Origin of the sequence: Chitinophaga lutea (genome assembly GCF_003813775.1) — a bacterium.
GTDB classification, from domain to species: Bacteria; Bacteroidota; Bacteroidia; order Chitinophagales; family Chitinophagaceae; genus Chitinophaga; species Chitinophaga lutea.
In genome coordinates, this window is sequence record NZ_RPDH01000002.1 from 1,273,888 (window position 1) to 1,298,453 (window position 24,566).

The window sequence follows — 24,566 nt, forward strand, 5'->3', positions numbered from 1 at the left end:
TTTGTTTTGCGGACCGACCCGGCGCCGCCCTCTTCGGGCAGCGCCGGCGATCGCGCCAGTTTGTTATCTCAATATTTCCACCCAGCCTTTGTGAACGCTGTTGCCTTCCGGTCGTCTCACTTCCAGGATATAGTAATAAGTGCCTTCGTTCAGTCCTGAACCGTTCCAGTCGTTCCGGTAATCTTTGCTCTGATATACCATGCCGCCCCAGCGGTTGTAGATGAAGATTTTCGATCCCGGGTATTTTTCCAGTCCCTGGATGATGAACCTTTCGTTCTTGCCATCGCCGTTGGGGGTGATCACGTTGATGAAATTGAGGTCTTTCACTTCCACCGGCACGCTGGTAGACGGTACGCCTGCCTGCGGCGAAGGATGCGGCTCGTTGGGATTGTCCGGACTGGCCGGGATGGTGGGCTGGTCGCCCTGCCCGTTGCCGTTGTTGACCATCGCGGTGTTGGTAATGGCCGTGATGCCGTTGAGCTGGGTCGCTACCGTTACGGTGAAGCTGACAGTGCCTGTAGCGCCTACCGGTATGGCAGGGATGCTCCACGAAAGGTCTCCGCCGTTCCGCACGCCGCCGTTATCGATGCTCACGAACTCGGTGCCGGTGGGTATCACGTCTTTCACCGCTACGTTGGTCACCGGCACATTGCCGAGGTTCCGTACGTGCATGGTGTAAGTGATGCGGCTGCCGCTGCGTACGGTGCCGTTCGCCCCTGCCGGCGTGTAAGCCGCGCTCTTCCAGTTCACCGTTCTCGGGCCGCCGCCATCTACCGGTACGCTGGTAGCGGGTTTGGTCGGGTCGGGGTTCGGGAGCGGGTTACCCGGGTTGTTCGGGTCCTCCGGCACGGTGGGTTTCATACCGCCGCCGCCGTCTGTCTGCGCCGTGTTCACGATGTTGGTGATGCCGGTCAGGTCGCTGGCTACCACCGCGGTGAAGCTTACGCTCTGGGTGGCGCCGATGGCCAGTTCAGCAATCGTCCAGCTCAGGTTGCGGTTCGTATGTACGCCGCCGTTGGCGATGCTCACGAAGTTGGTACCGGCCGGTACGGCGTCGGCCACTTTCACGTTGGTCAGTTTCACGTTGCCGTTGTTGCGTACATGGATGGTGTACACGATCTGGTCGCCGGGGCGAACCGCGCCGCCTGTACCGGTGCCGGTGTAGCGTACGCTCTTCCAGCTGATGGAACCGTCGCCGCCGTTATCCACCGGTATGTTGGTAGACGGAGCGCCCGGAACCGGGTTCGGATGCGGGTTGCCCGGGTTGTTCGGGTCTTCCGGCACGGTGGGCTTCATACCGCCGCCGCTGCCGTCGTCGACCTGCGCCGTGTTGGTGATGTTGCTCGCGCCGGTGAGGTCGCTGGCCACCCTTACGGTGAAGCTGCGGGTGGCGGTGGCGCCTGCGGCGATGTCGGTGATCGTCCAGGTGAGGCGGCGGCCGGCCGGTGCGATGTTATCCTGCGCACTCACGAAAGTGGTGAACAGCGGCACGTCGTCTGCAACGGTTACCTGTTCGAGTTTCACATTACCCGTGTTGCGCACGTGAATGGTATAGATGATCTGGTCGCCTGCTTTCACCGCGCCGTTCGCGCCGGTGCCGGTGTAGCGCACGCTCTTCCAGGTCACGGATCCTTTGAAGTCATTGTCTGCGATGCTCACGGTGGCCTGGTGGCCCGGTGCGGCGGCCGGCTGGAAGCTGCCCAGCGTGGCGGTGCTGCCGTTCACCAGTGTAAGCACCACGGTTCTGCTGCCGTCTACCAGGATGTCGTCGATCACGCTCAGCGGCACTTTCACGTCGGATGCGCCTGCGGGGATGACAACGGTAGTGCCCGTGGCCTGGTAGTCTGTACCTGCGATGGCGGTCCCACTCACGGCATACCTTACGGTAATGTCTTCAGTAGCGGTAATGCCCGCAGGCAGGCTGATGGTATACTCGCCGTTCACGGGGCCGGTTTCGTGCGCGTTGGCGACGGTGGCCCTGATCTGCAGCGTCATGTTGGCAGTGGTGTTGTCGTTATCGGCAATCAGCACGGTGGCATTGGAAGATGCGCCTGGTGCGAAGCCTGCGGCTGCGCCGTTGACGGTGGCCATGCCGTTGGTCAGCGTCAGTATCACGCTGCGGCTGCCGTCGATGATCATGTTATCGATCACGTCTACCGGTACGGTCACCGCGTTGCTGTTAGCCGGGAGCACTACGGTGCCGCTCAGCTGCACATAATCCCTGGTGACTGCACTGGCGTCTGCGCCGGGTTTGGCCGTACCGCCGATGGTGTAATTCACCGTTACGGGCACTGCTGCCGTTACGCCGGCGGGCAGGCTGATGGTGAAGGCCCCGTCTTTCGCGGGTTCTGCTGCATCCGGGATGGAAGCGGTAACGTTCAGCACCTGGTTGAGCGCGGTGGCATCGTCGTCTGCGATCGTTACCGTGGCGATGTTGGCAGCGCCTGCGGTGAACGTGCCTGCTGCGGATGCGGAAGCGGCCGGGTCGATGGTGAGCGTTACGGTTTCATTGCCTTCGATGATCCGGTCGTCTTTCACGGTTACAGGAGCCAGTACGCGGCTGCTGCCGGCGGGCAATGTGATGGCGGTGCCCATGTTATCGTAGTCCGTACCTGTGAGAGCGGTACCGCCTGTTGCGAACACCACGTTGATGTCGTGCGCAGTGGTATAACGCGTGCCCGGTACGGCTTCCGGCAGCCTGATCTCGAAGCGGCCGCTGGTAGCGGGTTCTGCTGCATCGTTCACCCTTATCACTTCCAGCGTGCGGGCTGCAACGGTGTTATCGTTGTCCGCGACGTTGATGGAAGCGGTATGGCCGGTGGTGGCAGGCGGGAAATACACATCAACGTTCATGCTGTTCTTCCCGTTACCGCCGAGCAACTGCAGGGTCAGGTTTTCGGTGCCTTCGATGATATAATCGTCGGTTACTGTCACGTCTACATCCACCCCGTTGGCTCCTGCGGGTATCACTACGCTGCCGATCTGGTAATCCACGCCTGCGGTGGCGGAGCCGGACAGGTTATACATCACGGTGATGTCATTGGCCGCGGTGGCGCCTGCGGGCAGGCTTACCCTGAAGCGGCCGTTGGTGGCAGGTTCTGCCGCGTCGGTCACCGCCGTAACGGTTACCGGGTTATCTGCCGGTGCGTTCACGTCTACGATGTTCACCGTAGCGGATGCGCTGGCCGGGTCGATGGTGAACGGTACGGATGAAGTGGCTGCGGTGAGCGTCATCACGGCGCCTTCCGGTCCTTCAATGATGCCGTCGTTGTATGCTTCCACGTCTACCCATATTTCATTCGCACCTGCGGGGATGACAACGGTGTTGCCGCCGATCACGCCCGTGCCCTGCATCAGCTGGTAGTCGGTAGTGGTGTTGCGGATGGCCGCACCGCTCATGTTGAAGGTAACGGTGATGTCGGCCGCGCTGGTGAACCCTGCGGGCAGGCCGAGCCTGTATCGGCCGCGGGCTGCGCCTTCGATGGCGTCAGACACTTTGGTCAGCAATACCACACGGGCATTGGCGCCGGCATCGTCGTCCGCGATATTCACGGTGGCGGTATTGGCCGCAGCCGCTGCGTAGTTGAATAAACCGTCGCTGCCGTTGTTGACGTGCAGTATCACGGTTTCAGCGGCTTCGATGATCTGATCGTCAAGCACGTTCACCGGTACGGTCACGCTGCGCTGGTAAGCCGGGATGGTCACCGGTACGGTGATGGCGGTGTAGTCCGCACCCGGTGTAGCGGTGCCGGTATTGTCTATCGTGAAGTTCACGGTAACCGGGCGGGCCGAGGTGACGCCTGCGGGCAGGCTGATCACGAATGTGCCGCCGGTGGCCGGTTCTGCCGCGTCCTGTTGTTTGGTAACGCTCAGCTGCAGGTTGGCCGTGGTGTTGTCGTTGTCTGCAATGCTCACCGTGGCGGGGGTGCCTGCCTGGGTGAGGTTGTATGCGGTACCGCCCACGTTCACCGCACCGTTGCCGATGGTCATGATCACAGTGCGGGTACCGTCGATGATGGTATTATCCACAACAGTCACCGGAACCGTTACGCTGTTGGCGTTAGCCGGGATGGTCACCGTGCCGCTGAGCGCAGTGTAATCCTGCGTGGTGGCGGCGGTACCGCTGATGGTGTAGTGCACGGTCACAGGTGCTGCAATGGTCACCCCTGCAGGCAGGCTGATGGTGAACTCGCCGTGCACCGGCCCGGTTTCAGCGGCGTTCGCAGCCGTAGCCGTGGCGGCCAGTTGCAGGTTGGCCGGGGTGAGGTCGTCGTCCCCGATCGTAACGGTTGCCGCACTGCCTGCCGGTGTGTACACGTCACCGCCGGTAGCGGTGGAGTTAGACAGGGTGAGCACTACGGTTTCGTTGCCTTCGAGGATCTGATCGTCCTTCACCGGCACCGTTACCTGTACGGCGCTGCTGCCGGCCGGCAATACGATGCCGGTACCGATGGCGTCGTAGTCGGCCGCTGAAGTGGCGGTACCCGCGGCGGCAAACACCACATTGATATTTTCGGCTACGGTGTAGCGCGTACCCGGTACGGCTTCCGGCAGCCTGATCTCGAAGCGGCCGTTGGTGCCGGGCTCTGCGCCGTCCGCTACTTTCACTGCTTCGAGCGTGCGGTTGGCGGCGGTGTTATCGTTGTCTGTAATATTGATCGTAGCGGTATGGTTGGCGGTATGCGCAGGGAACAGCAGGTTGTTGCCGCTGATGTCCTGGCCGTTACCACCCAGTATACGCATGATCACTGTTTCGGTGCTTTCAATGATGTAATCGTCTTTCACCGTTACCGCCACGTCTGCGCCATTCGCGCCGGCCGGGATGGTTACCGTGCCGGTGGTGTAATCCGCACCGGTGGTGGCGATACCGCTCAGCGCATAAGACACGGTAATGTCTCTGGCTGCGGTGGTGCCTGCCGGCAGGCTTACGCGGAACTGGCCGTTGGTGGCAGGTTCTGCTGCGTTGGTCACGTTCGTGATGCTGAGGGCAGCGCTGGTTGCGGCGTTTACATCCACGATGTTCACGGTGGCGGCAGACTGTGCCGGGTCGATGGTGAAGGGCAATGCGGAAGTAACGTTGGTGAGTGTTACCACAGCCTGTTCCTGACCTTCGATAATACCGTCGTCGGTGGCATCCACATTGATCAGTATTTCGTTCGCACCGGCCGGGATGGTTACCGTAGTGCCGCTGATCACAGCGCCGCCGGGCACTGCCGCCAGCTGGTAGTCGGTGGCGCGCACCCCGGTGCCGCTTACCGCGAAGGTCACGTTGATGTCCTGCGACGAGGTGATGCCAGGCTGCAGGGCGATACGGTACTGGCCTTTCGCGCCGCCTTCCACCGCGTCGGATACTTTGCTGATCCGTACTACGCTGGTGCCGGCCGTGAGGTCGTTGTCCGCAATGTTCACCGTGGCCTGCGCCACATCGGCGGTGAAGTTGACCGTCGTAACGCCGTCCGCTTCGAGGCCTGCGCCGCCGGTGATGTTCATCACCACGGTTTCAGCCAGTTCTATGATCTGGTCGTCCAATACATTCACGGGCACCGTTACACCCGGTCTGCCGGCGGGGATCACTACCGTGCCGGTGATGGCCTGGTAATCCGTGCCTGCCGCCGCGGTGCTGGTGGCGTCGATATTGTATTGAACGGTGATGTCGTTGGTGGCGGTGTAGCCGTCGGGCAGTTTCACGAAGAAGGAACCTGCATTGCCCGGCTCTGAACCGTCTGCCGTTTTAATGATGCTCAGTTTAAGGTTGGCGGCGGTGTTGTCGTTGTCAGCAATGGTCACCGTGCCGGCGTTGGCGGGCGCCGCCGCAGGGGCGAACACACCCAGGCCGGATGTTCCACCGGTTACGGTAGCTATCACGGTGCGGCTGCCGTCGATGATCATGTTGTCGATCACGTTCACGGGAACGGTTACCCGTTTGTCGCCTGCTTTCAGGATAACGGTGCGCTGCATGGGCTGGTAATCCACGCCTTCCGTACCGGTCCCGCTGAGGGTGAAGGTGATTTCCACATCTTCGGCGGCGGTGATGTTGGCGTCGGCAAAACTGAAGGTGATTTCACCATGTACCGGCCCTGCTTCAGCAGCGTTGGGGATGGTGGCTTCCGCCTTCAATACGCGGAACTGCGCATCGTTGTCGTTGTCTGCGATGTTCACGGTCGCTGCCGCGGGTACGCCGATGGGTACGGCGGCATTGCCCATGGCCGTGATGCTGGCGGATTGCAGGGTGAGCTGCACGTTTTCCATCGCTTCAATGATATAATCGTCCGTTACCGCTACGGTTACGGTTACCTCGCCGCTGCCGGCAGGGATGCGTACCGTATTGCCCGTGATGGCGGTACCGCCGGCGTCAGTCAGCGCATAATCCGTATTACGGAGGGCGGTGCCGGTGATGTTATAGGTCACGTCTATATCGGCGGTGGTGGTTTGGCCATTGGCCAGGCGGATGGTGAACGAGCCGTTGGTGGCCGGTTCTGCCGCGTTGGCATTAGCAGGCACCACTTCTATCCTGGCGTTGCCAAGGTCGTCGTCTGCGATATTCACCTGTGCGGTGGAAGCAGCGGCATTCACGCCTACAGACCCAACAGTCGGCGTTGTACCGCCGGTGAGGGTGAGGATGGCCGTGCGCGTACCGTCGATGATGCTGTTGTCTTTCACATCAATGGGAACGGTAACCGAAGGCGCGCCTGCGGGAATCACCACGCTGCCGGAGAGTGTTTCGTAAGCCGTACCGTTCACGGCGGTGCCGCTCATGGTGTAGGTAACGGTGATGGGCTCGGTGGCGATGGTGCCGGCCGGCAGGCTGATGGTAAACAGCCCGTCGATAGCCGGTTCGCTCGCATTGGCCACGGTAGCGGCTACAGAGAGCTGCGTAAGGGCGGCATCATCATCGGCAATGTTCACCTGGCCGGTAGCTGCACCGGCATTCACGCCAATGCTGCCTACCGTGGCGGTGGTGCCGCCGGTGAGGGTGAGTACCACGGTGCGGGTACCGTCGATGATGGTGTTATTGATCACTCCTACCGCTACCTGCACAGACGGGTTCCCTGCCGTGATAACGGCGGTGCCTGTCAGCGTCACGTAGTCTGTACCGTTGGCTGCGGTACCGGCGATGGTGTATGCCACGGTAACATCTTCCTTCGAGGTCATACCGGCCGGCAGGCTGATGGTGAAGGCGCCGTTGGTAGACGGTTCACTGGCACTGGCCTGGGTAGCGGCGATCGACAGGGATGCTTTGGCGGCATCATCGTCGGCAATCTGAACAGTGGCATCCTGCGCAGCAGCGTCCACCCCAATGGCCACGACCTGTCCGTTTATCGTGGCTTCCCCTCCGGTGATGGAGATGTCGACCGTCCGGTTGCCGTCGATGATATTATTATCTATCACAGTTACCGGGATCACCTGGCTGGACGAGCCGGCCGGGATGGTCACAGTACCGGTTAACTGGATGTAGTCTTTGTCTGTCGCGGTCGCATCTGCGCCGGGCGCAGCGGAGCCGGCGATGGTGTACCGTACGGTGATGGGCTGCACAGCGGTTACGCCGGCGGGCAGGCTCACGGTGAACTCGCCGTTGGTGGCAGGTTCGGTGGCATTGGCCTGGCTGGCGGTCACGCGCAGTTTCATATTGGCCGCATCATCGTCGTGAATGGTCAACGTAGCCTGGTTGCCGGGCGCAACGGATGTAAAGGCGCCCAGGGTGCTGCCCGCAGGCAGGTCGATGCCGGAGATCGTCATCACCACGCTCCTGTCGCCGTCGATCAGCTGGTTGTTGATGGGCGTTATGTTCACATTGGCCCCTGACTGACCGGCCGGGATGGTGACCGTCAGCGGAATCGTCGTGTAGTCGGTACCGTTTACGGCCACGCTGCCGGTGAGCGACAGGTGTACGGTGAGGTCCTCAGCCACGGTGATGCTGTTCGGCAGGCTGATGGTGAACTGGCCGTTCACGGGCACGGCGCCTTCCTGCGCATCGGGCAGGGTAGCCGTGATGGTGAGGGTGCGGTTGGCGGCGGTGCCGTCGTCGTCGTGAATGGTGAGGGTGGCATTCAGCGGGCTCACAGAGAAGGTGCCGCCGTAAGGATTACCGCCCGTTACCGTTACGGCGCCGGCGGTTATCACCACACTGCGGTCGCCGTCGATGATGCTGTTGTCTACCGGCACGATGTTCACGTCCGCGAACGACTGGCCGGCCGGGATGGTGACAGTGAAGGTGCTGATGGATTGATAATCCGTACCATTCACCGCTTTACCGGCGAGTGAATAAGTGACGTTCAGATCGCGGGTAGCGGTTACGCCGTTGGGCAGGCTGAGCCTGAACACGCCGTTCACCGGTGCGGGGCCTTCCTGTGCGTCGGGCTCCTGCGCCGTCAGCGCCAGTACGAAGTTGGCCGCTACATTGTCGTTGTCCGCGATATTGAAGGTGGCGGTATTTTCAGTGGCATGCGCCGTGAAGGTAGCCACCGGTGCGCTGATCACGCCGTTGTTGATGGTTACGGTCACACTGCGGCTGCCGTCGATCACGGTATTGTCGATCACGTTCACGGGCACATCCACATACCCTGCACCGGCCGGAATAATGGCCTGGCCGCTCAGCTGCACATAGTCGCGGGTAGTAGCGGAAGCGTCCGCACCCGGCACGGCTGTGCCGGATATGATATAGTTAATCGTTACAGGTTCGTTGGTAAGCACGAGGTCTGCGCCACCCACGGTACCCGGCAGTTTGAAGCGGAATACGCCGTTCACGGGGCCGGTTTCGTTACCGTCGGCGCCGATCTTCAGCACGCTCACTACGCGGTTCTCCGGCTTGTTGTCGTCGTCCGCCACGGTCATGTTCGCAGATGCGGTCGTGCCCGGTACGAAGGCCCCTACTACTGCGGATGTACCGCCGGTTACGCGGAGCACCACACTTTCGTTGCCTTCAATGGCGTAATCATTGATGATAACCACCGGCACATCCACATGCGTCTGGCCGGCTGTGATCACGGCAGTGCCCGTATTGGTGCCCTGGGTATAACCCGCGATGGTGAGATCGGTACCGTATGTAGCAGTACCGGCATCCAGCACGTAAGTCACGGTGACGTCTCCTGCCGCGGTGAGACCGGTGGGCAGGCTGATGCGGAAGATACCGTCGTTGGTACCACCGCCCGGCTCGGCCGCCTGGCGTTGCACGGCTGCGGTCAGTTCCTTGTTGGCGTCGTCATCGTCCGCAATGTTGAGCGACACGTCGAGCGTGTTGTTCACGGTAAACACTACTGTGCCGGCCGTTGCGCTTTGCAGGCGGATGATCACGTTTTCGACACCTTCGATGATCTGATCATTGATGACAGGTACGGCGATGTCCGCAAACCCGCTGTTCTCCGGTATCACCACAGTACCGCTCAGGGCAGTGTAGTCCACACCGGCAAATGCGGTGCTGCCGGATTGTACCGTGTACGTTACGGTGAGAGCTCTGCCGGCTCTCAGGCCGCCGCCCAACTGTACGCGGAACGCGCCCGGGGTGGCCGGTTCACTGGCGTTCGCCTGGTTCGTGGCTGCTACGGTGAGGGTATAACCCGGATCGTCCTGGATAAATACCGTGCGTTGCGCAGCACCCTGAATGGTCAGGTTCTGCGTGCCGGCAGGCAGTACAGCGGTGGCGCCGTCGAGGCGGATGAAGAGGGACTCCTCTCCTTCCACCAGGTCGTCTGTCACAGCCCTGATGGGCAGATCCACCTGTGTCTGGCCGGCCGGTATCTGTATGGTGCCTGCGCCGGTGGCAGGGTTGTAAGTGCCGGTGAGTGCGCCGAAGTCGACAGCATAGTCGGAAGGCAGCGCCGTTCCGGTGCCGAGCACGGTGAAGGACACGGTCACATTGTTACCGGCTGTCGCAACCGGGTTTACGAGGCCGAAGCGCACGTAGCCGTTCGTGCCGTTTTCCTGTGCATTGCCGGAGCCGATCGCGCTGATCTGGGCGTTGGCCTCACTGTCTGTAATATCCAGTGTGGCTGCGTTGCCCGGGGCGGTGGCTGCGGTGAAATTATAGCTGGTGCCGCCGTAAGTGCCGGTAGCGGCAACGGGCGCCAGCGTCAGCGTTACGGTTTCGGTTCCTTCGAGCACGTTATCGTCCTGCACGGCTGCAGTTACGATGGTGCTGCCCTGGTTGGCAGGGAGCGTGAACGTGGTGCCGATATTGCTGTAGTCGGTGCCTTCGGTGGCGGTACCGCCAATGGTGAAGTTGATGCTCAGCGGGATGGATGAAGTATATCGCTGACCGGCCGCGTATTCGGGCAGACGGAGCTCAAAGAGGCCGTTGGTGCCAGGTTCCGCGCCGTCGCTCACGCGTACTGCTTCCAGTACACGGTTGGCCGCATTCGTTACGTCTTCATCTTCGATATTAATGGTGATCTCGTCGTTGGCGGCATCGGCAGGCACGTAAATGGTGCTTGCGCCGTTGATGCGGTTACCGCCCAACAAGGTGATATGAATGGTTTCGGTGGCTTCCAGGATGTAATCGTTGAACACGGGGATGTATGTATCCACCTGGCTCTGGCCGGCAGGGATGGTTACGGTACCGATGATCTGATAGTCGTTCCCCTGTGCCGCGGTACCACCGATGGTGATGGATACTTCCGTCGGTTCCAGGAAGGTGTTGCCGGAAGCGACGCGCACGCGGAAGCGGCCGTGATCGGCCACTACAGTGCCCGGTTCGCGGCCGTCCTGTAATTTTTCGATGATCAGCACGTTGCTCGGGTCGGCGGAGTTCACGTCGAGCACGTTCACGGTAGCGTCTGCAGGGCTGAGCGTAAACGGCGCACCGGCACCATTTACGGCGTTGGAGAGGTTGAGCTTCACGATCTCCGTAGGCTCTACCACACCGTCGTTCACCGCGGCTACTTCAATGATCACAGACGTCTGGCCGGCCGGGATGGTGATGGTTTTCGTTACTTTATTCAGGTGCGGTGCATTTACGAATTCATAGTCCAGACCCGCGCCGGTACCTTCCACAGCGGTGCTGCCCGTGAGCGCATAAGTCACGGTGATCGGCGTGGAGCTGGTAACGCCCGGGGGCAGGGAAATCTCGAACTGGCCGAGCGCGCCGCCTTCCACCGCGTCGGATACGCGGGTGAGCAGCAGCACGTTGGAGTTGGCGGTATAATCTTCGTCGGTAATGTTCACCGTGGCCGTGTTGTCCGGCGCGGTGGCGGCGGTATAATTGTATACACCGTCGTTGCCGGCATTCACATCCACTTTCACGGTACGGGTACCGTCGATCACGTAGTTGTTGATCACATTCACGTATACACGCACACCGTTATCACCGGCTTTGATCACAGCCGTGCCGGAAAGCGCGGCGAAGTCGTTGCCGGGTGTGGCGGTAGAACCTGCACCGTCGAACGTATAGGTGACGTTGATATCACGGGCTGCAGTTACGCTGGCAGGCAGGCTGATGGTGAAATAACCGTGGGTAGACGGTTCTGCTGCGTGCTGCGTAGCGGCGATGGCCAGCACCTGTTTGGCGGCGGTGTTATCGTCGTCGGCAATGGTCACTGCTGCGGGTGTGGAAACGGCCGTCAGCGGCAGGCCGGTGGCGGTTGCGCCGCTCAGCGCCATGGTGGCGGTTTCGTCTCCTTCTATGATCTGGTCGTCCAGTACACGCAGCGTAACCTGTATGCTGGTCTGGCCGGCAGGAATGGTAATGGTGGTACCGCCGATCACGGTGTTGGTGGCATCGCGGAGCTCATAATCAGTGCCGCGCACTGCCACGCCGTTCACCCCGAAGGTAACGGTGATATCCGTTGCGGCGGTAGTGCTGCCGGGCAGGCTGATGGTATAGCTGCCGTCGTGCGTGGCCGGTACGGTACCGGGCTCGGCGGCGGCATTATCGGTAGCCGTGATGGTCACCTGTGTTTTAGCCGGGTCGATGCGCTCATCGTCGAAGATGGTGAGCGTGGTGGTCCGTTGCGCCGGATCGAGCGGGTGTGCCGGGTACAGGCCGCCGTTACCATCTCCCAGGTCTATCACGATGGTTTCGTCGGTTTCGATCACGTTGTCGTTGATGACATCGATCTCGAATTCCGCCTCACGCTGACCACTGGGTATGGTAACGGTGCCTGTTGCCGGGTAGGTGTAGTCGGCGCCGTTCGCGGCTGTGCCGGCGGCGTTGATGGTATAATTGATAACAATGTTCTCTGAAGAGCGCACCCCTGCAGGCAGGCTCACTTTGTAAGCGGCTTTCTGCGGCAGGCCCAGGCCCGGTGCATTCTCATAACCGTCCCGCACTTTGGTGATGGTCAGGTAACGGGCTTCCACCGGGTTGTTGTCTTCGATCGTCACGGTAGCGGATGCCGGGGCAGCGTTCGTGAAAGTGAAGCTGGTGGATACCGCTGCGGTCTGGTTGAGGATAACGGTTTCGTTCGCTTCCAGCAGGTCGTCCGTCTGTACGGTCACCTCCAGGGTCACGCTGTTCTGACCGGCGGGGATCACGATGGTACCGGTATTCGTACCGGCGGTGTAACCCGCCAGCTGGTAATCGGTGCCGTAGGCCGCTGTTCCCGCACCGAGGTTGAAGCTCACGGTAATGTCTTCCGCGCTGGTGTACCCGGTGGGCAGGCTGAAAGTATACTGGCCGTGCACCGGACCGTCTTCCTTGGCCGGATTGACGGTAGCGGTTACCGCCACTACGTTATTGGCGGGTGTATTGTCGTTGTCCGCAATGTTCACCGTCGCTTCAAATTCAGTGGTATGCAGGCTGTACGCGGAAGCGCCGCTGGCAGCCGTGAGCGTCATTTTCACGGTTTCAGACAGCTCGATCACCTTGTCGTCGATCACGGCCACATTTACGTCCACGCCGTTGCTACCGGCAGGGATGATGGCGGTACCGGTAAGGGTACCTGCATTCAGGCCGGTGATCGTGTAATCATTTACGTTAGCAGCCGTGCCGCTGATCTGGTATTGTACGGTGATGTTTTCCGAGGCAGCCAATGTTCCCGGGAGTTTGATTCGGTACTGGCCGTTCACGGGGCCGGTTTCGTTGCCGTCGGTGTTTTTCAGCACGCTGATAACGCCGGTGGCGGAAGTGATACCACCGAAAGTGGAGAAGCTCTGGATATTACCGAACTCCACGTATTTCACGCCGTTCACTTCGCCGTTGGCGTCGGGTGAAATTTCGGTCATGTTGTTGAGGCCGGTTTCAGTGAGATCAGCGATTACAGCGTTCACATTACCGGCATGTTTGAACCATTTCCAGGTCTGCGGGGCGGTTACGCCACGGTCGTTGGCGAGGAAATTCTCGGCCGCCGTTTTCTCTGCGTCGTTCCAGAAGAAACGCACTTTCACGCCGCCGTTCACAGTGAGCGGGGTGCCGGTGTAAGAGATCTGCAGCATGCGGCGCATGAGCTGGGTACCGTAATCGGTGCCACCTGCTTTACCCAGCTGGGTATTCATGTCCCTGTTCACGGCAATGTATGCGGTGAAGTCTGCCGGGTTCACGGTATTTCCGTTCGGGTCGATGGCAGCGATGTATTTATCCTGGTCTGCGGGATCCCTGAAGTAGAGCATGCCGTCGGCATCGAGACACGTACCGGTCGGAGTGGCATCAGCGCCATCCGGTACCAGTAACGCCTGCGGCGATACCAGGTTGCGGGTTACGAGCGTGAACACGGCGCCGTTGGTGAGGCCGCTCACGTTGTCGAACCGTACTTTGTCCACATCCAGCTCGGTAGCGGGGATGAGGATATAATTGGCCGGTGACAGGCCGGCAAAGTTGCCGGAGCCGGTTTTGTCGACCAGCAGGGCGTAATGCTCCAGCGCAGTACCCGTGCGGGTGATGCCGGTGAGGTCGAATTCGAGGTCTACAGGCTGTACCGCGTTATCGAAATTGGACAGCTGCACTTTCCATTCGCGGGTGATGCGTTCCCTGATACAACCGGGCAGGTCTGCGTTGTTGGCAGTTACCGCGCCCGCGTTGGCGGACCACATCATATAGCTCTTATCCGCGGGGAAAGAATTGGTATTGGTAATATTATCCACCGCAATGTTACCGAGGCCCACCGTGAGGATGGAGCCGGCGTTGATGCTGCGGGATTGTTTCTGCACGAGTGCGGTAGCATCATCGCGACCGATACCGGCGATGTTCGTTTTATAAATGCCGTTAACGGCGGCGTCCCACACTTTGGTAGTACCGTCTGTGGCGAGATAGTCCTGCGGTGTGGTCTGGTCGATGGTGATACCGTATTTGATGCCGAGGTAGGACTCTACCTGTCGGGTCTGCGTCGGGTTGAGGAGTGATTTGTAAACGATCACTTCCGGTATTTTACCGTTGAACACACGGGCGTCGAATGATGCTCCGCCCGCGGTGCGGCCCCCTACTTCGAAAAGCGAAGTGGCCGATGTGGGACAGGTAGTGGCCGTGAGCTCTGTTCTGCCGTTGATTGAAATGGTGCCGCCAAGCGGGTTGCCCACCGTGGTATATACGCCACGGGTCAACCTGGGCACGGTATTCGACGACGTCGCTACACCGCCGAAACAGCCGCTGCCATCCAGCGAGTATGAGGTCCCGTTGGCATTCAGGCCAACACCGGCAGCACCTGTTCCACCATCCACCGTCCAGTTGGCAAGCCCGGAGAAGATACCGGCGAAACCACCGGCCAGCGGGCCTTCCACCACGTTGGTAGAGAATATGGACACGGTGCTCGCATCCCAGTCGATATTGGTATTTCCTTTGAGGGATTTGGTCGTTGCTCCGCTGAAGTCGATAGCGGGGTTGAAGTTCATCGCGCCCGGTACTTTCAGGATGCCGGACGAAGCCACAATCGGGTCGGTGTGCGTCAGGCTTGCCGCGCGCAGTTCAGTGGTCACGATGCCGCTGCCGCTCTGGTCGTTCCATTGTTCCACCTGGTTAGCGCCATCCGCCTGCACCCCGGCGTCGGCTTTCACCCAGAGGGAGCTGCCGATCACACCGCCGGGTGCGGCTACGAATGCCGCAAACGTGAAATATTGTCCGTCGTTGAGTGTAGTGGTCACTGCGTAATAGTCCTGTCCGTTCAGGGTGATCTCTGAAACAGGATGGGCCTGCGGCGCGCCGAATGTGTTGCTGTTGTCCACGAGCAGGTGCAGGCCGGTGATGTTACCCACCACCGCGCTTTTCGGCACCGCTATCTGCACATCGTTCACGGTACCGGTTTTCTGGGCCCTCCACACACGCTGCATGCGGTAGTTCATGGAAGGATTGCCGACAATAGGCGTATTGAAGGCCGTGCTGGCGTTGTCGTCGCCCCAAACCAGGTAAGTCCGGTCGGCGGCGAAGGCATTGCTATTGGAAAGATTCGTTTCGGCCAGCGTGTTGAGGCCTATAGCCACCTGCAGACCAGCATTAACGCTGCGTGATTGTTTCTGATCGAGGCCTTCCACATCGTCGCGGCCGATACCCGCAATATTGTTTTTGTATGTCGCGTTGGCGGCGGCATCCCATACTTTGGTGGTGCCGTCGGTAGCGAGGTAATCGGTAGCACCGCTGTTCAGGGTGATACCGTATTTCAGTGCCAGGTATGTATTCACCCGCTGTTGCTCCGTGGGGTTCAGCGGAGCGGTATAGATGATCAGCTCACCGAAGCGGGCCTGCGAGGCCGCACCCAGGTTGAAGGTGGAATTGATTCCGGTATAGGTGGCGGTAAAGTTGCCGGTAGCAACACTGGTACCGTTCCTGCTGAGCACCTGCCTGTTCGACGGCAATGCTATATTGCTGGTGGCCGACCAAAGCAGGGTCTGGTTATCGATACCGCCCGGAGGCGTGTAGGTGATCCGGTTAGCGACCCTTGGCGCATCCCAGTAAACGATGTTGTCGCTATAGGTGGCGTGCAGGGCGAAAGCCGAACTGCCGCCGCCGCTTGTCGCTTCACCGAAAATATGGCTGGCCTTCACTGCACCCTGGTTGCCGACAAAGAATACGCCGGCCCCCGAATAGGTACCGTTCTTCAGGATAGAAGCGCCGGTGAGTGCGTTAGTGGCCACACCCGGGAATTTCACAACCGGGTTGTAGTTGATGTTTTCTGCCGCATTGTTGACATACGAGGGTTGGTCACCCACTACCGACTGACTCATGTTGTTCAGTTCGTTGGTATAGTCGGTCCAGGTGTCGATTTTTTCACCATCAGTAGTGACGGATGTGCCCTCATCTCCGCGCAGCCACAGGGTGGTCCCTCCTACGCCACCCGGTACTTTTATGGACGATGCGAAGCTGAAGTATTGCCCGTTGGTCAGGTCTACCGTGGCGGCATAATGCTTCAAATTGTTGAGGGTAATTTCGCTCACCGGCAGGAACTGGTCCGTTCCATCAAAGACGGCATCGTTACTCACCACGAGGTATGTTGCTTTGGCATTGGGCAGCGCATTGAAGGGCACCGCAATCTGAACCGCGCCAACGGTACCGGTTTCCTGCGCTTTCCAAACCCGCGTCATGCGGTAGTTCACAGCGGGGTTGCCGGCGATGGGGGTTTTAAACAGACTGCTGGCGCCATCGTCGCCCCATACCATATATGTTTTATCCGCGCCGAAAGCATTGGCGTTCGCCGTGTTCGTTTCAGCCAGTTCGCCCAGGCCAATGGCCAGTTGAACGCCGGTGTTCACACTACGGCTTTGTTTCTGCACCAGGTCTTCCGCATCGTCGCGGCCGATACCTGCGATGTTATTCTTATAGGTCGCGTCTGTCGTCCAAACCGTGGTGGTACCATCGGTGGCGACATAGTTGGTAGCGCCGTTGTTCAGCGTAATACCATATTTAATAGCGAGGTAACTATTTACCCGTTGTTGCTGCGCGGCGGTTAACGGCCCTGCATATACAATCAGTTCCCCCATGCGGCCGTTATAGAATACGCCGGCGTTCCCGCCCAGCTGGAAGGGATAGTTGCCGCCCGCTACCGGATTCGTGTTATTGCCTGTCAGCACACTTGCACCGTTTCTGAAAATGGCCTGCCGTGCGGCTGCAAGGGTAATGTCGCTGGTAGTGGTCCAGAGCAGGGTCTGACCATTAACGCCACCGCTGGAATAGGTAATACGGTTGGCGTAAGGTGCGTCCCAGTACACATTATTATCTGACCAGGTGGCATGCAGCGTAAACTGCGTAGGCAGCGCATTGCTGGCGCCGGGCTCCGTAAATACCACCGTTGAATTGGCGGTAGCCTGGTTGCTCACCAGGAAAGCCGCCGCACCATTATAAGTGGCGTTTTTCAGGAAGGAAGCCCCTGTCATGATATTGGCCGAGCCATTGAATTTCACAACCGGGTTAAAGTTGAGGTTGTTGGCGGCATTATTTAAATACAATGGTTTGCCGGCCGCAGTTGCCTGCGATACCGCGTTGCCGTTGGGGCTGTAATCGTTCCAGGTGCCTATCAGATCATTGTCCGCAGATGCGGAAGTACCGAGGTCCGCGCGCAGCCACATCAGGTTGCCGCTGTTCACACCGCCGGGGTATTTCGCCGGTGCGCCGAAAGTGAAGTAAATACCGTCCGGCAGCAGGCTGCTGTTCAGCGTGATGGACTTGTCCGCGTTCAGCGGCAATTCCTGGTCGATTGTTGCAAATGTCGGATCGGCGCTGATGAGCATGTACACCGCAGTACCCACTGCACCAGCTTTTAAGGTAACAGGCTGATCGGCCCAATTGGTTTTATCCACCTGCCAAACTCTGGCCATGCGGCGTGTCAGGTTCGCGCCATTCACGTTGACGCCGTAGGAAGTAGCGGATAAGCCATTGTCGGCGAATACGAAGAATGATTTATCGTTGGTGATGGTGTTGCTGTTCTGTTCGTTGGTGATGGCGATGGTGTTGCCCAATGAGATGGTTACAAAGCCGGTATCTGCGCTCAGGGACTGTTTCGTATTGAGTGCGGTCTCATCGTCGCGGCCGATGCCGGTGATGCGGTTTTTGTAGGTCGGGCCGGCCGTCCAATACGTGCTGCCGTCGGAAGCGAGGTAATTGGTAGGCGTGGTCTGATCCAATGTAAGACCGTATTTCAGGGCGAGATAAGATGATACCTGCTGGCGCTCCACATCGGTCAGTACACGGTTGTAGGCAATCACTTCCGCCATATCGCCCATCCAGTACAAGCCGCGTGCGGCAGTGGTCCTTGAACCGATCGATACAAGATTGGTCGTTGCAGGATTCAGCGTAACAGTACCCTGTACCTCCAGTTTGTTATTGCCATATATCCTGACGCCATTGGTCAAATTGGTTTGTGAAACGCCGAAAATATAGGGCCTGTTCTCCACGGCAACAGTGGTAGAGGTCACGGCCTGTACCGCCGCTGCGTTTTCAAGGTACTGCATCTGGCCGGGAGACAGTATCCGGAACTCCATGCCCTGGTTACCAGCCACCGCACCGGAGCCGATCAATTCACGGGGAGCAGTAAAGTTCGTTCCCCTCGCTACCGCCAGGATAGTGGCGTTGGCGGGGTCGATCCGGGTGGTATTGATGTCGAGGAAATCGTCCGTACCATCAAACTTAAATGCATAGTTGAAGTTGATGCCGCGCGCATCCGTGATGGTCTGGCTGGCCGTTACCGCCTGGCTGGCATCATTGCCCAGCCCGCTGTAATCGTACCACTCGGCAGCGCCGGAAGCCATATCATCGGCGCGGAGCCAGAAGGTGATATTGTCCTTCACACTGTTCGGGCCACGTACGTAACGTGCGAAGGTGAAGTAAGAACCGTTCGCCATTTCGCTGCTGCTCAGGGTCACGGTGCCATCGGCGTTGAGCTGTTTCCATACCGGCGTACCAGTGGTGAAGTTGGCGCTGTTGTGCAGCAGGAGATAAACATCGTCGTTCCCGTTATTCAGTTTCAGGGTGATGTTGGCATCGGCCCATCCGGCGGATTTTTCCACCTTGAAAATGCGGCTCATGTGCGATGCCATGCCGGCGCCGCCTACGATGGCGGTGCGGTACACGGCAGCGCCGTTGTTATCTGCGAATGTGAAGAATGAAAGATCGTTTGCGATACTATTGGTGTTCGCCGCGTTGTCTGCCTGCACGGTGCTGCCCATCGCAATGGTCACAATCGAACCGGCGTTCACGGAGCGGGACTGTTTCTGGTGTAACTCGGACGCGTCATCGCGGCCGATGCCGGTGATGCGCACGTTATAACCGGTGTTGGAAGCGGCCGTCCACATGAGGGTAGTGCCGTCGCTGCCTACGTAGTTGGTGGGCGTAGCCTGGTTGAGGGTCACGCCGTATTTGAGTGCGAGATATGAATTGATACGCTGGATTTCCGCAGCGGTAGGCGCTTTGGAATAGATCACCACCTCTCCGAGGTGCATGCCCGTTCCGTCACCATTATCCACCACGTCGCCCACGTTGTACACGCCTGTGGCCGCACCGATGGAACCCGGGGTTTGGGCTGTACCGGCCAGACCGTTGAGGTAACCGGTACCGGTACCGGCATTCCCCACGAAAGCGGCGATATGCGGTTTATTGGTGGAAGCGTTCCCTGCGGTGAGGCCCGCTGTGGCTCCGACAAGCTGGTATCCGCCGCCGGCAATGGCAGTTGAATATTCCACGCGGCCCTGGTTGCCGGTTTCTCCGATCACGAAAATGTCGGTAGCATTGGTGTTATTCAGCGGCTCGAGTGCGAAGAACATGGCGAAGCTGGTGCTGTTGGCCATTTTCAGATCGGTACCGTTGAAAGCGTCTTTCGTCATGTCGGTGAACTTCAGCGCGGGGTTGAAGTTCAGGGTACCGGAAAGGTATTCGATGGTGCCGGCTACGCCGCTGGTGTGATTGTCCTGCCCGGAGAAGTCTCTCCACGCCGTGGCGTTACCACCGGCTGCGGTGACGTCTTTATCGGAACGGAGCCAGAGTTTCACCCCGTTGGCTACAGCGCCGGGGCCCCTGAGGTTCTCGCCGAAAGAGAAATAAGCGCCGTCGGCCAGCAGGCTGCTGTTGATGGTCACCTGGCCGGCTGCGTTCAGCGGATAGATGGCATCTCCTGCGCCGAATACATTGTCGGCGCTGAGGATCAGGAGCGTTTTGTCGTCGCCGCCCTCGAACTGCAGGGTTACATCGGTGTCGGCCCAGTTGGTTTTATCCACTTTAAACGCTCTCGGCATACGCATGGTGATGCCGGCGATGCCGGTTACGCGCGTGGTATAAGTTGTAGCGCCGTTGTTGTCGCCGAATGCGAGGAACGACAGGTCGTTGGCGATATTATTGGTGTTGGTGAGGTTGGAGGTGGCAATGGTATTACCCAGTGCAATCGACACCAGCGCGCCGGTGAGTTGCGAGCGGCTTTGTTTCTGGTGCAGGGTACCGTTATCGTCGCGGCCAAGACCGGTGATGCGTTGTACGAAGCCGGTGTTGTCGGCGGCCGTCCACATGTTGGTCGTACCGTTGCTGGCCACGTAATCCACGGCCGCACCAACGTTGTTGGTAAGCGTGAGGCCATACTTCAGTGCCAGGTAGCTGTTTACGCGAGTTCGTTCCGCAGCGGTGATCCTCCTGTTGTAAAGGATCACTTCCGCGATGCCCCCGTTAAATATGGAGTTGTGGCCAGCCCCGATCGCACTGTTGAGCCCTGCCCCACGGTTAAAGGATACGGGATAGGTAGTAGCCAGGTGTGCCTCCCGACCGTCGAAATTCACTGCCCAGCTGGATGGTGCGCTCCAGTTATTCATAATGTGAGGCAACTGCATGTTCACCGTTCCGAAGGAGTAATTCCTGCGGGCATTGGTACCGAAGTGGGTGTATTGCTGGCCGTTACTATAATGATAATGCGTTGCGGTAAGGGTCGATGCATCTCCACCGAATTCGTACGGGAACGTAGGCGTGGTAGCAGTGGCCGGCAGGTTGGAATATTGTATCGAGAATATCTCACCCTGCGTGTAAGCTTCGGTAAACCGCGCCACACTATAATAGTTATTACCATCGAACCTGATCGCCGGATTAAAGTTGATGGCGGACTGCAGTAAAGGCAGTGCCGGCGTGAGGGCCGGCAGCCACAGCCTGCCTATGGGCGACTGGTCTACCCACTGCCGGGCATCGTTACCGATCGCGGTAACGCCCTGGTCAGCCTTCGTCCATGCTTCCAGGCCTGTGCCTACCCCACCGGGGAAACGCTGCAGGCGGCCGTAGGAGAAGAACGCGCCGTCGGGTATGTCGCTGCCCTTAATGGTAGCCGCGCCGCTGGTGCTGAGGCGCACTTCTTTGGTCACCGTGCTGAAATCGGCTACGGTGCTGATGAGCAGGTAGTTGTTTTCACCACCGCCCTCCAGCAGCAGGGTAATATCCTGCGTATTGTCCCAGCCGGCGTTTTTCTGCACGCGCCATACGCGGGCCATGCGGCTGGTAGACGTTACGCCCCCTGCGCTGATGGCCTGGTTGAAAATCGGGTTGCGGCCGTTATCGCTGAAGAAGAAAAATGCCTTGTCGTTGGTCACCACGTTCGCGTTCAGGCGGTTGGCCGTCATAACGGAAGTGCCCAGTGCGATGGTGATCAACGCGGTGTCCTGGCTGGCAGACTGCTTCTGGTGGAGCCAGGAAACGTCATCCTTGCCAAGAGCCGTGATGCGCCTTCCATAACCGGTATTGGCGGCTTTGTCGAAAATAATGGATCCGTCGCTGGCCAGGTAGTTGGTGGTATCGAGCGTGATGCCGTATTTAATGGCGAGGTAGCTTTCGATTTTGAGGCGGTCCACATCGGTGAGCGCGGAGATATCATTATATACGATCACTTCGGGGATGCGGCCTGCGAAATAATCGGAGCCGTGCCACACACCAATGTTGGACGCGTAATTTCCGCCGTTGCCGGTAAAGTTATAGGCGCCGGGCTGATTTTTCACCGTGTTGTGGTCCCGGAACACGCTCATGTTGGTAGTGGTTTTGGTAAAGCTCCACGCATGGGCCTGCCCGAGGTTACCGCCCCATGGCGCGTTGTAGACGCGGAAACCATACGGCGCGTCCCAGAGCACGGATGTGGTGGTCCAGGTGGGCGCCGCGCCAACGTAGTAGCCGTTGGTCGTGTACTGGTTAAACAGCGCCCCTGGCTTCACTACGGTGGAAACGGACACGCCGAATACCGCAATCCTGTTCATGTTGCCGTTGCCCAGTACGGAAGAGCCCGGGTCTACGGCGTTGGCTTTACCGAAGTATTGCGCTGAGCCGGAGAAAGTAGCCGTGGGGTTGAAGTTCACACCGTTGACACTGTCTACACCCGCTGCGCCTACCCTCGGAAGGTTTTTGGCGTTACCGGAAATATCGTTCCACTGCCCTGCGGTCAATCCCTGATCGCCCCGGTACCACGCGGCGATGCCCGCATTCACACCTGCGGGCCCCATTATGTTGATGGATTTCGGGTCACTGAACTCGGAAGTACCTTTGGCGGAGGTGATGGTCGCAGACCAGAATGCACCGGGGCCACCACCGTAGGTGACGCTGCGGACGGCGGTACCGGCCGCTACGCCTGTGTATGTGGCTACCAGCTGGCGGCCGCTGTAGGGTGAAGTGCCCGCCTCATTCGCATAAAGCTGGACCGTATAGGTGCTGCCTGCCGCATCCGTGGCAATCACCGGAACGGTGATACCCACATTATAATTACCGCCGCCGGCAGAAACGGAAGAAACCACCACGGGGCGGTTTACTCCTTTATAGTTACCATTGGCCGCGGCACCTATTGAAATGCCGCCGCCGGTATTATTATATATACTGTTGTCCGTAATGACGGTGCCCTGGGAGTTTTCATTGGTATTGAAATAAACACCCGAGCCACCGTTCCCATAAATTTTGTTGTTCCCCGTGATGCTCACATTTCTCGCGGCATTGGTGCCGGCATGCAACCAGACGCCATAGCTGGCGTTGTTCCTGATAGTATTCCCGGTCATCTCGATCTGCTGGGTGGCATGCGTCATGGTGATCACGACGCCGGCACGTGCGCTCGTTTCAAAAAGGTTATCTGTGAGTTTAACGTTCGTTCTGGCAAAGGTGCCGTAAAACTCAACGGCATCGCTGCCTGCCGTACCGCCGGCGCCGCTGACCGACGAATTTTTCAGCTCCAGGGTACTGACTTGCCCGGTGAAGTTGAAGCCTTCCCCTACATTGGTAATCTTGACGCCATCTATCACGGTATTGGAAATTCCTCCTGCCCAAATCATCCCCCCATTGAGCGCGTTCGATACTTTTATGTTCTTGAAGTTGCCATTCGTTACCAGGCCGTCAAAATAAATGGCGTGGTTCACTTTATCCAGCGGGTCGCCGCCAACGAGCACATCGTCCATCACCAGGCCAGTCACCGCGTTGACAAGACGAATGCCGAATGCAGCGCCATTATGTGCCAGGTTGGCATTGGTAAATTCCGAGGCCGTGATGGTGACGTTTTCAGCGATGGCGGTAAGGCGGAGACAGTAATAACCACCCTGTATAACCTTTGTATTATGGATCGTGAGGTTTTTAACCGTACCATTAAAATCAATCCCGAAGTCCGCTTCAGGATTGCCGGCTACCGCCGGTGCAGCCACATTAAAATAGCTGTTCAGAATTTTTATATTCTCTACGGCCATTGCCGCACGGAATGCGTATTCCGTACCGTTAGTCCAGTATTCGAAATGTACGTTGTCGAATGTTGCATTCTTCATGGTGCCCTGCATGAGGATCCCGTAAGCCAGGGCTTCCATTTGTACATCCTTGATAAGCGCGGTATCCAGTGAAGCCGAGCCGAAGAATTGCATAAACATCGACCCCGTAGCCGCGCCGCTGGAGTTGCGCCCGACGATTTTGATGTTTTCCATCGTCAACGAAGCATGCCTGCCGGCGGCAAACGCAAATGCGCGGCCATTAGTGGATCCTCCTGCAATTTCCATCCCCGTTTCCGAAACGATGTTCCGGATCGTCAGGCGGCGGGAAGCCCCGTTTACCAATACCACGTTATTCAGTAAATCAGCCGCCGTACCCGCGGTACTGACTTTCAGCCCTTCGATGGTCACGTCTTCCGTGTTGGCGCCGATGACCACCGGCGTTCCCCGGGTATTGAGCAGCTCGAAGTTCTTCACCGTAACAGCATTGGAGTTGATGGTGAAGAAAAACAGGGCCGCCCCGTTGTTGGCGTTGATGATCACCTTGTTCTGCCCGTCGATGGTGAGCCGCGATGCCGTAATGGCCGGCAGCGTGGTGGCCAGGTTGATCGTACCATGCACGTTAAACACGATACTATGCGGGCCTGCCCCGGCCGCGTTCACGTCGAGGATTGCCTGCCTGAGCGACCCCGACCCGGCATCGTTGGTATTGGTAACCGGGAACTGGGCGGCCTGGGCATAAGCGGCCGGCAACAAACAAATCATGACGAACAAAAACCTGGAAAACGCGCGAAGACGCAACCGGGAAAGGCTTGTAAAATTCCTCATAGGGTACTGGTTATGAAAACGGTATATGGTTAAAAGGGGTTACGGGTCCCTTTTTTAGGCTCTTTGGTGTTATGCAACCGCTAAATTAGGTGAAGGCGGGGCGGTGACTTATAGAATTAGTACGTCCTCTGTGTAGTATAAGTTCGACATTTGTCAAAAAAAGGAAATAAGGGGCAGGGGTTTTCAAAAAAGACTAATTTTGTACTGTC

1 protein-coding gene is annotated in these 24,566 nt (G+C 58.7%); it reads right to left on the bottom strand.

Annotated features, from left to right (window positions below):
- Window positions 1-63 precede the first annotated feature (63 nt).
- Window positions 64-24,357 carry a Calx-beta domain-containing protein gene (locus tag EGT74_RS17370; protein WP_123847841.1) on the bottom strand — a complete coding sequence of 8,098 codons (24,294 nt, stop codon included), beginning with the start codon at window positions 24,355-24,357 and terminating at the stop codon, window positions 64-66.
- Window positions 24,358-24,566: the final 209 nt, after the last annotated feature.

Excerpts from the sequence above, each read along its gene's own strand:
- EGT74_RS17370 (WP_123847841.1), bottom strand. The coding sequence starts at position 24,357 with ATGAGGAATTTTACAAGCCTTTCCCGGTTGCGTCTTCGCGCGTTTTCC.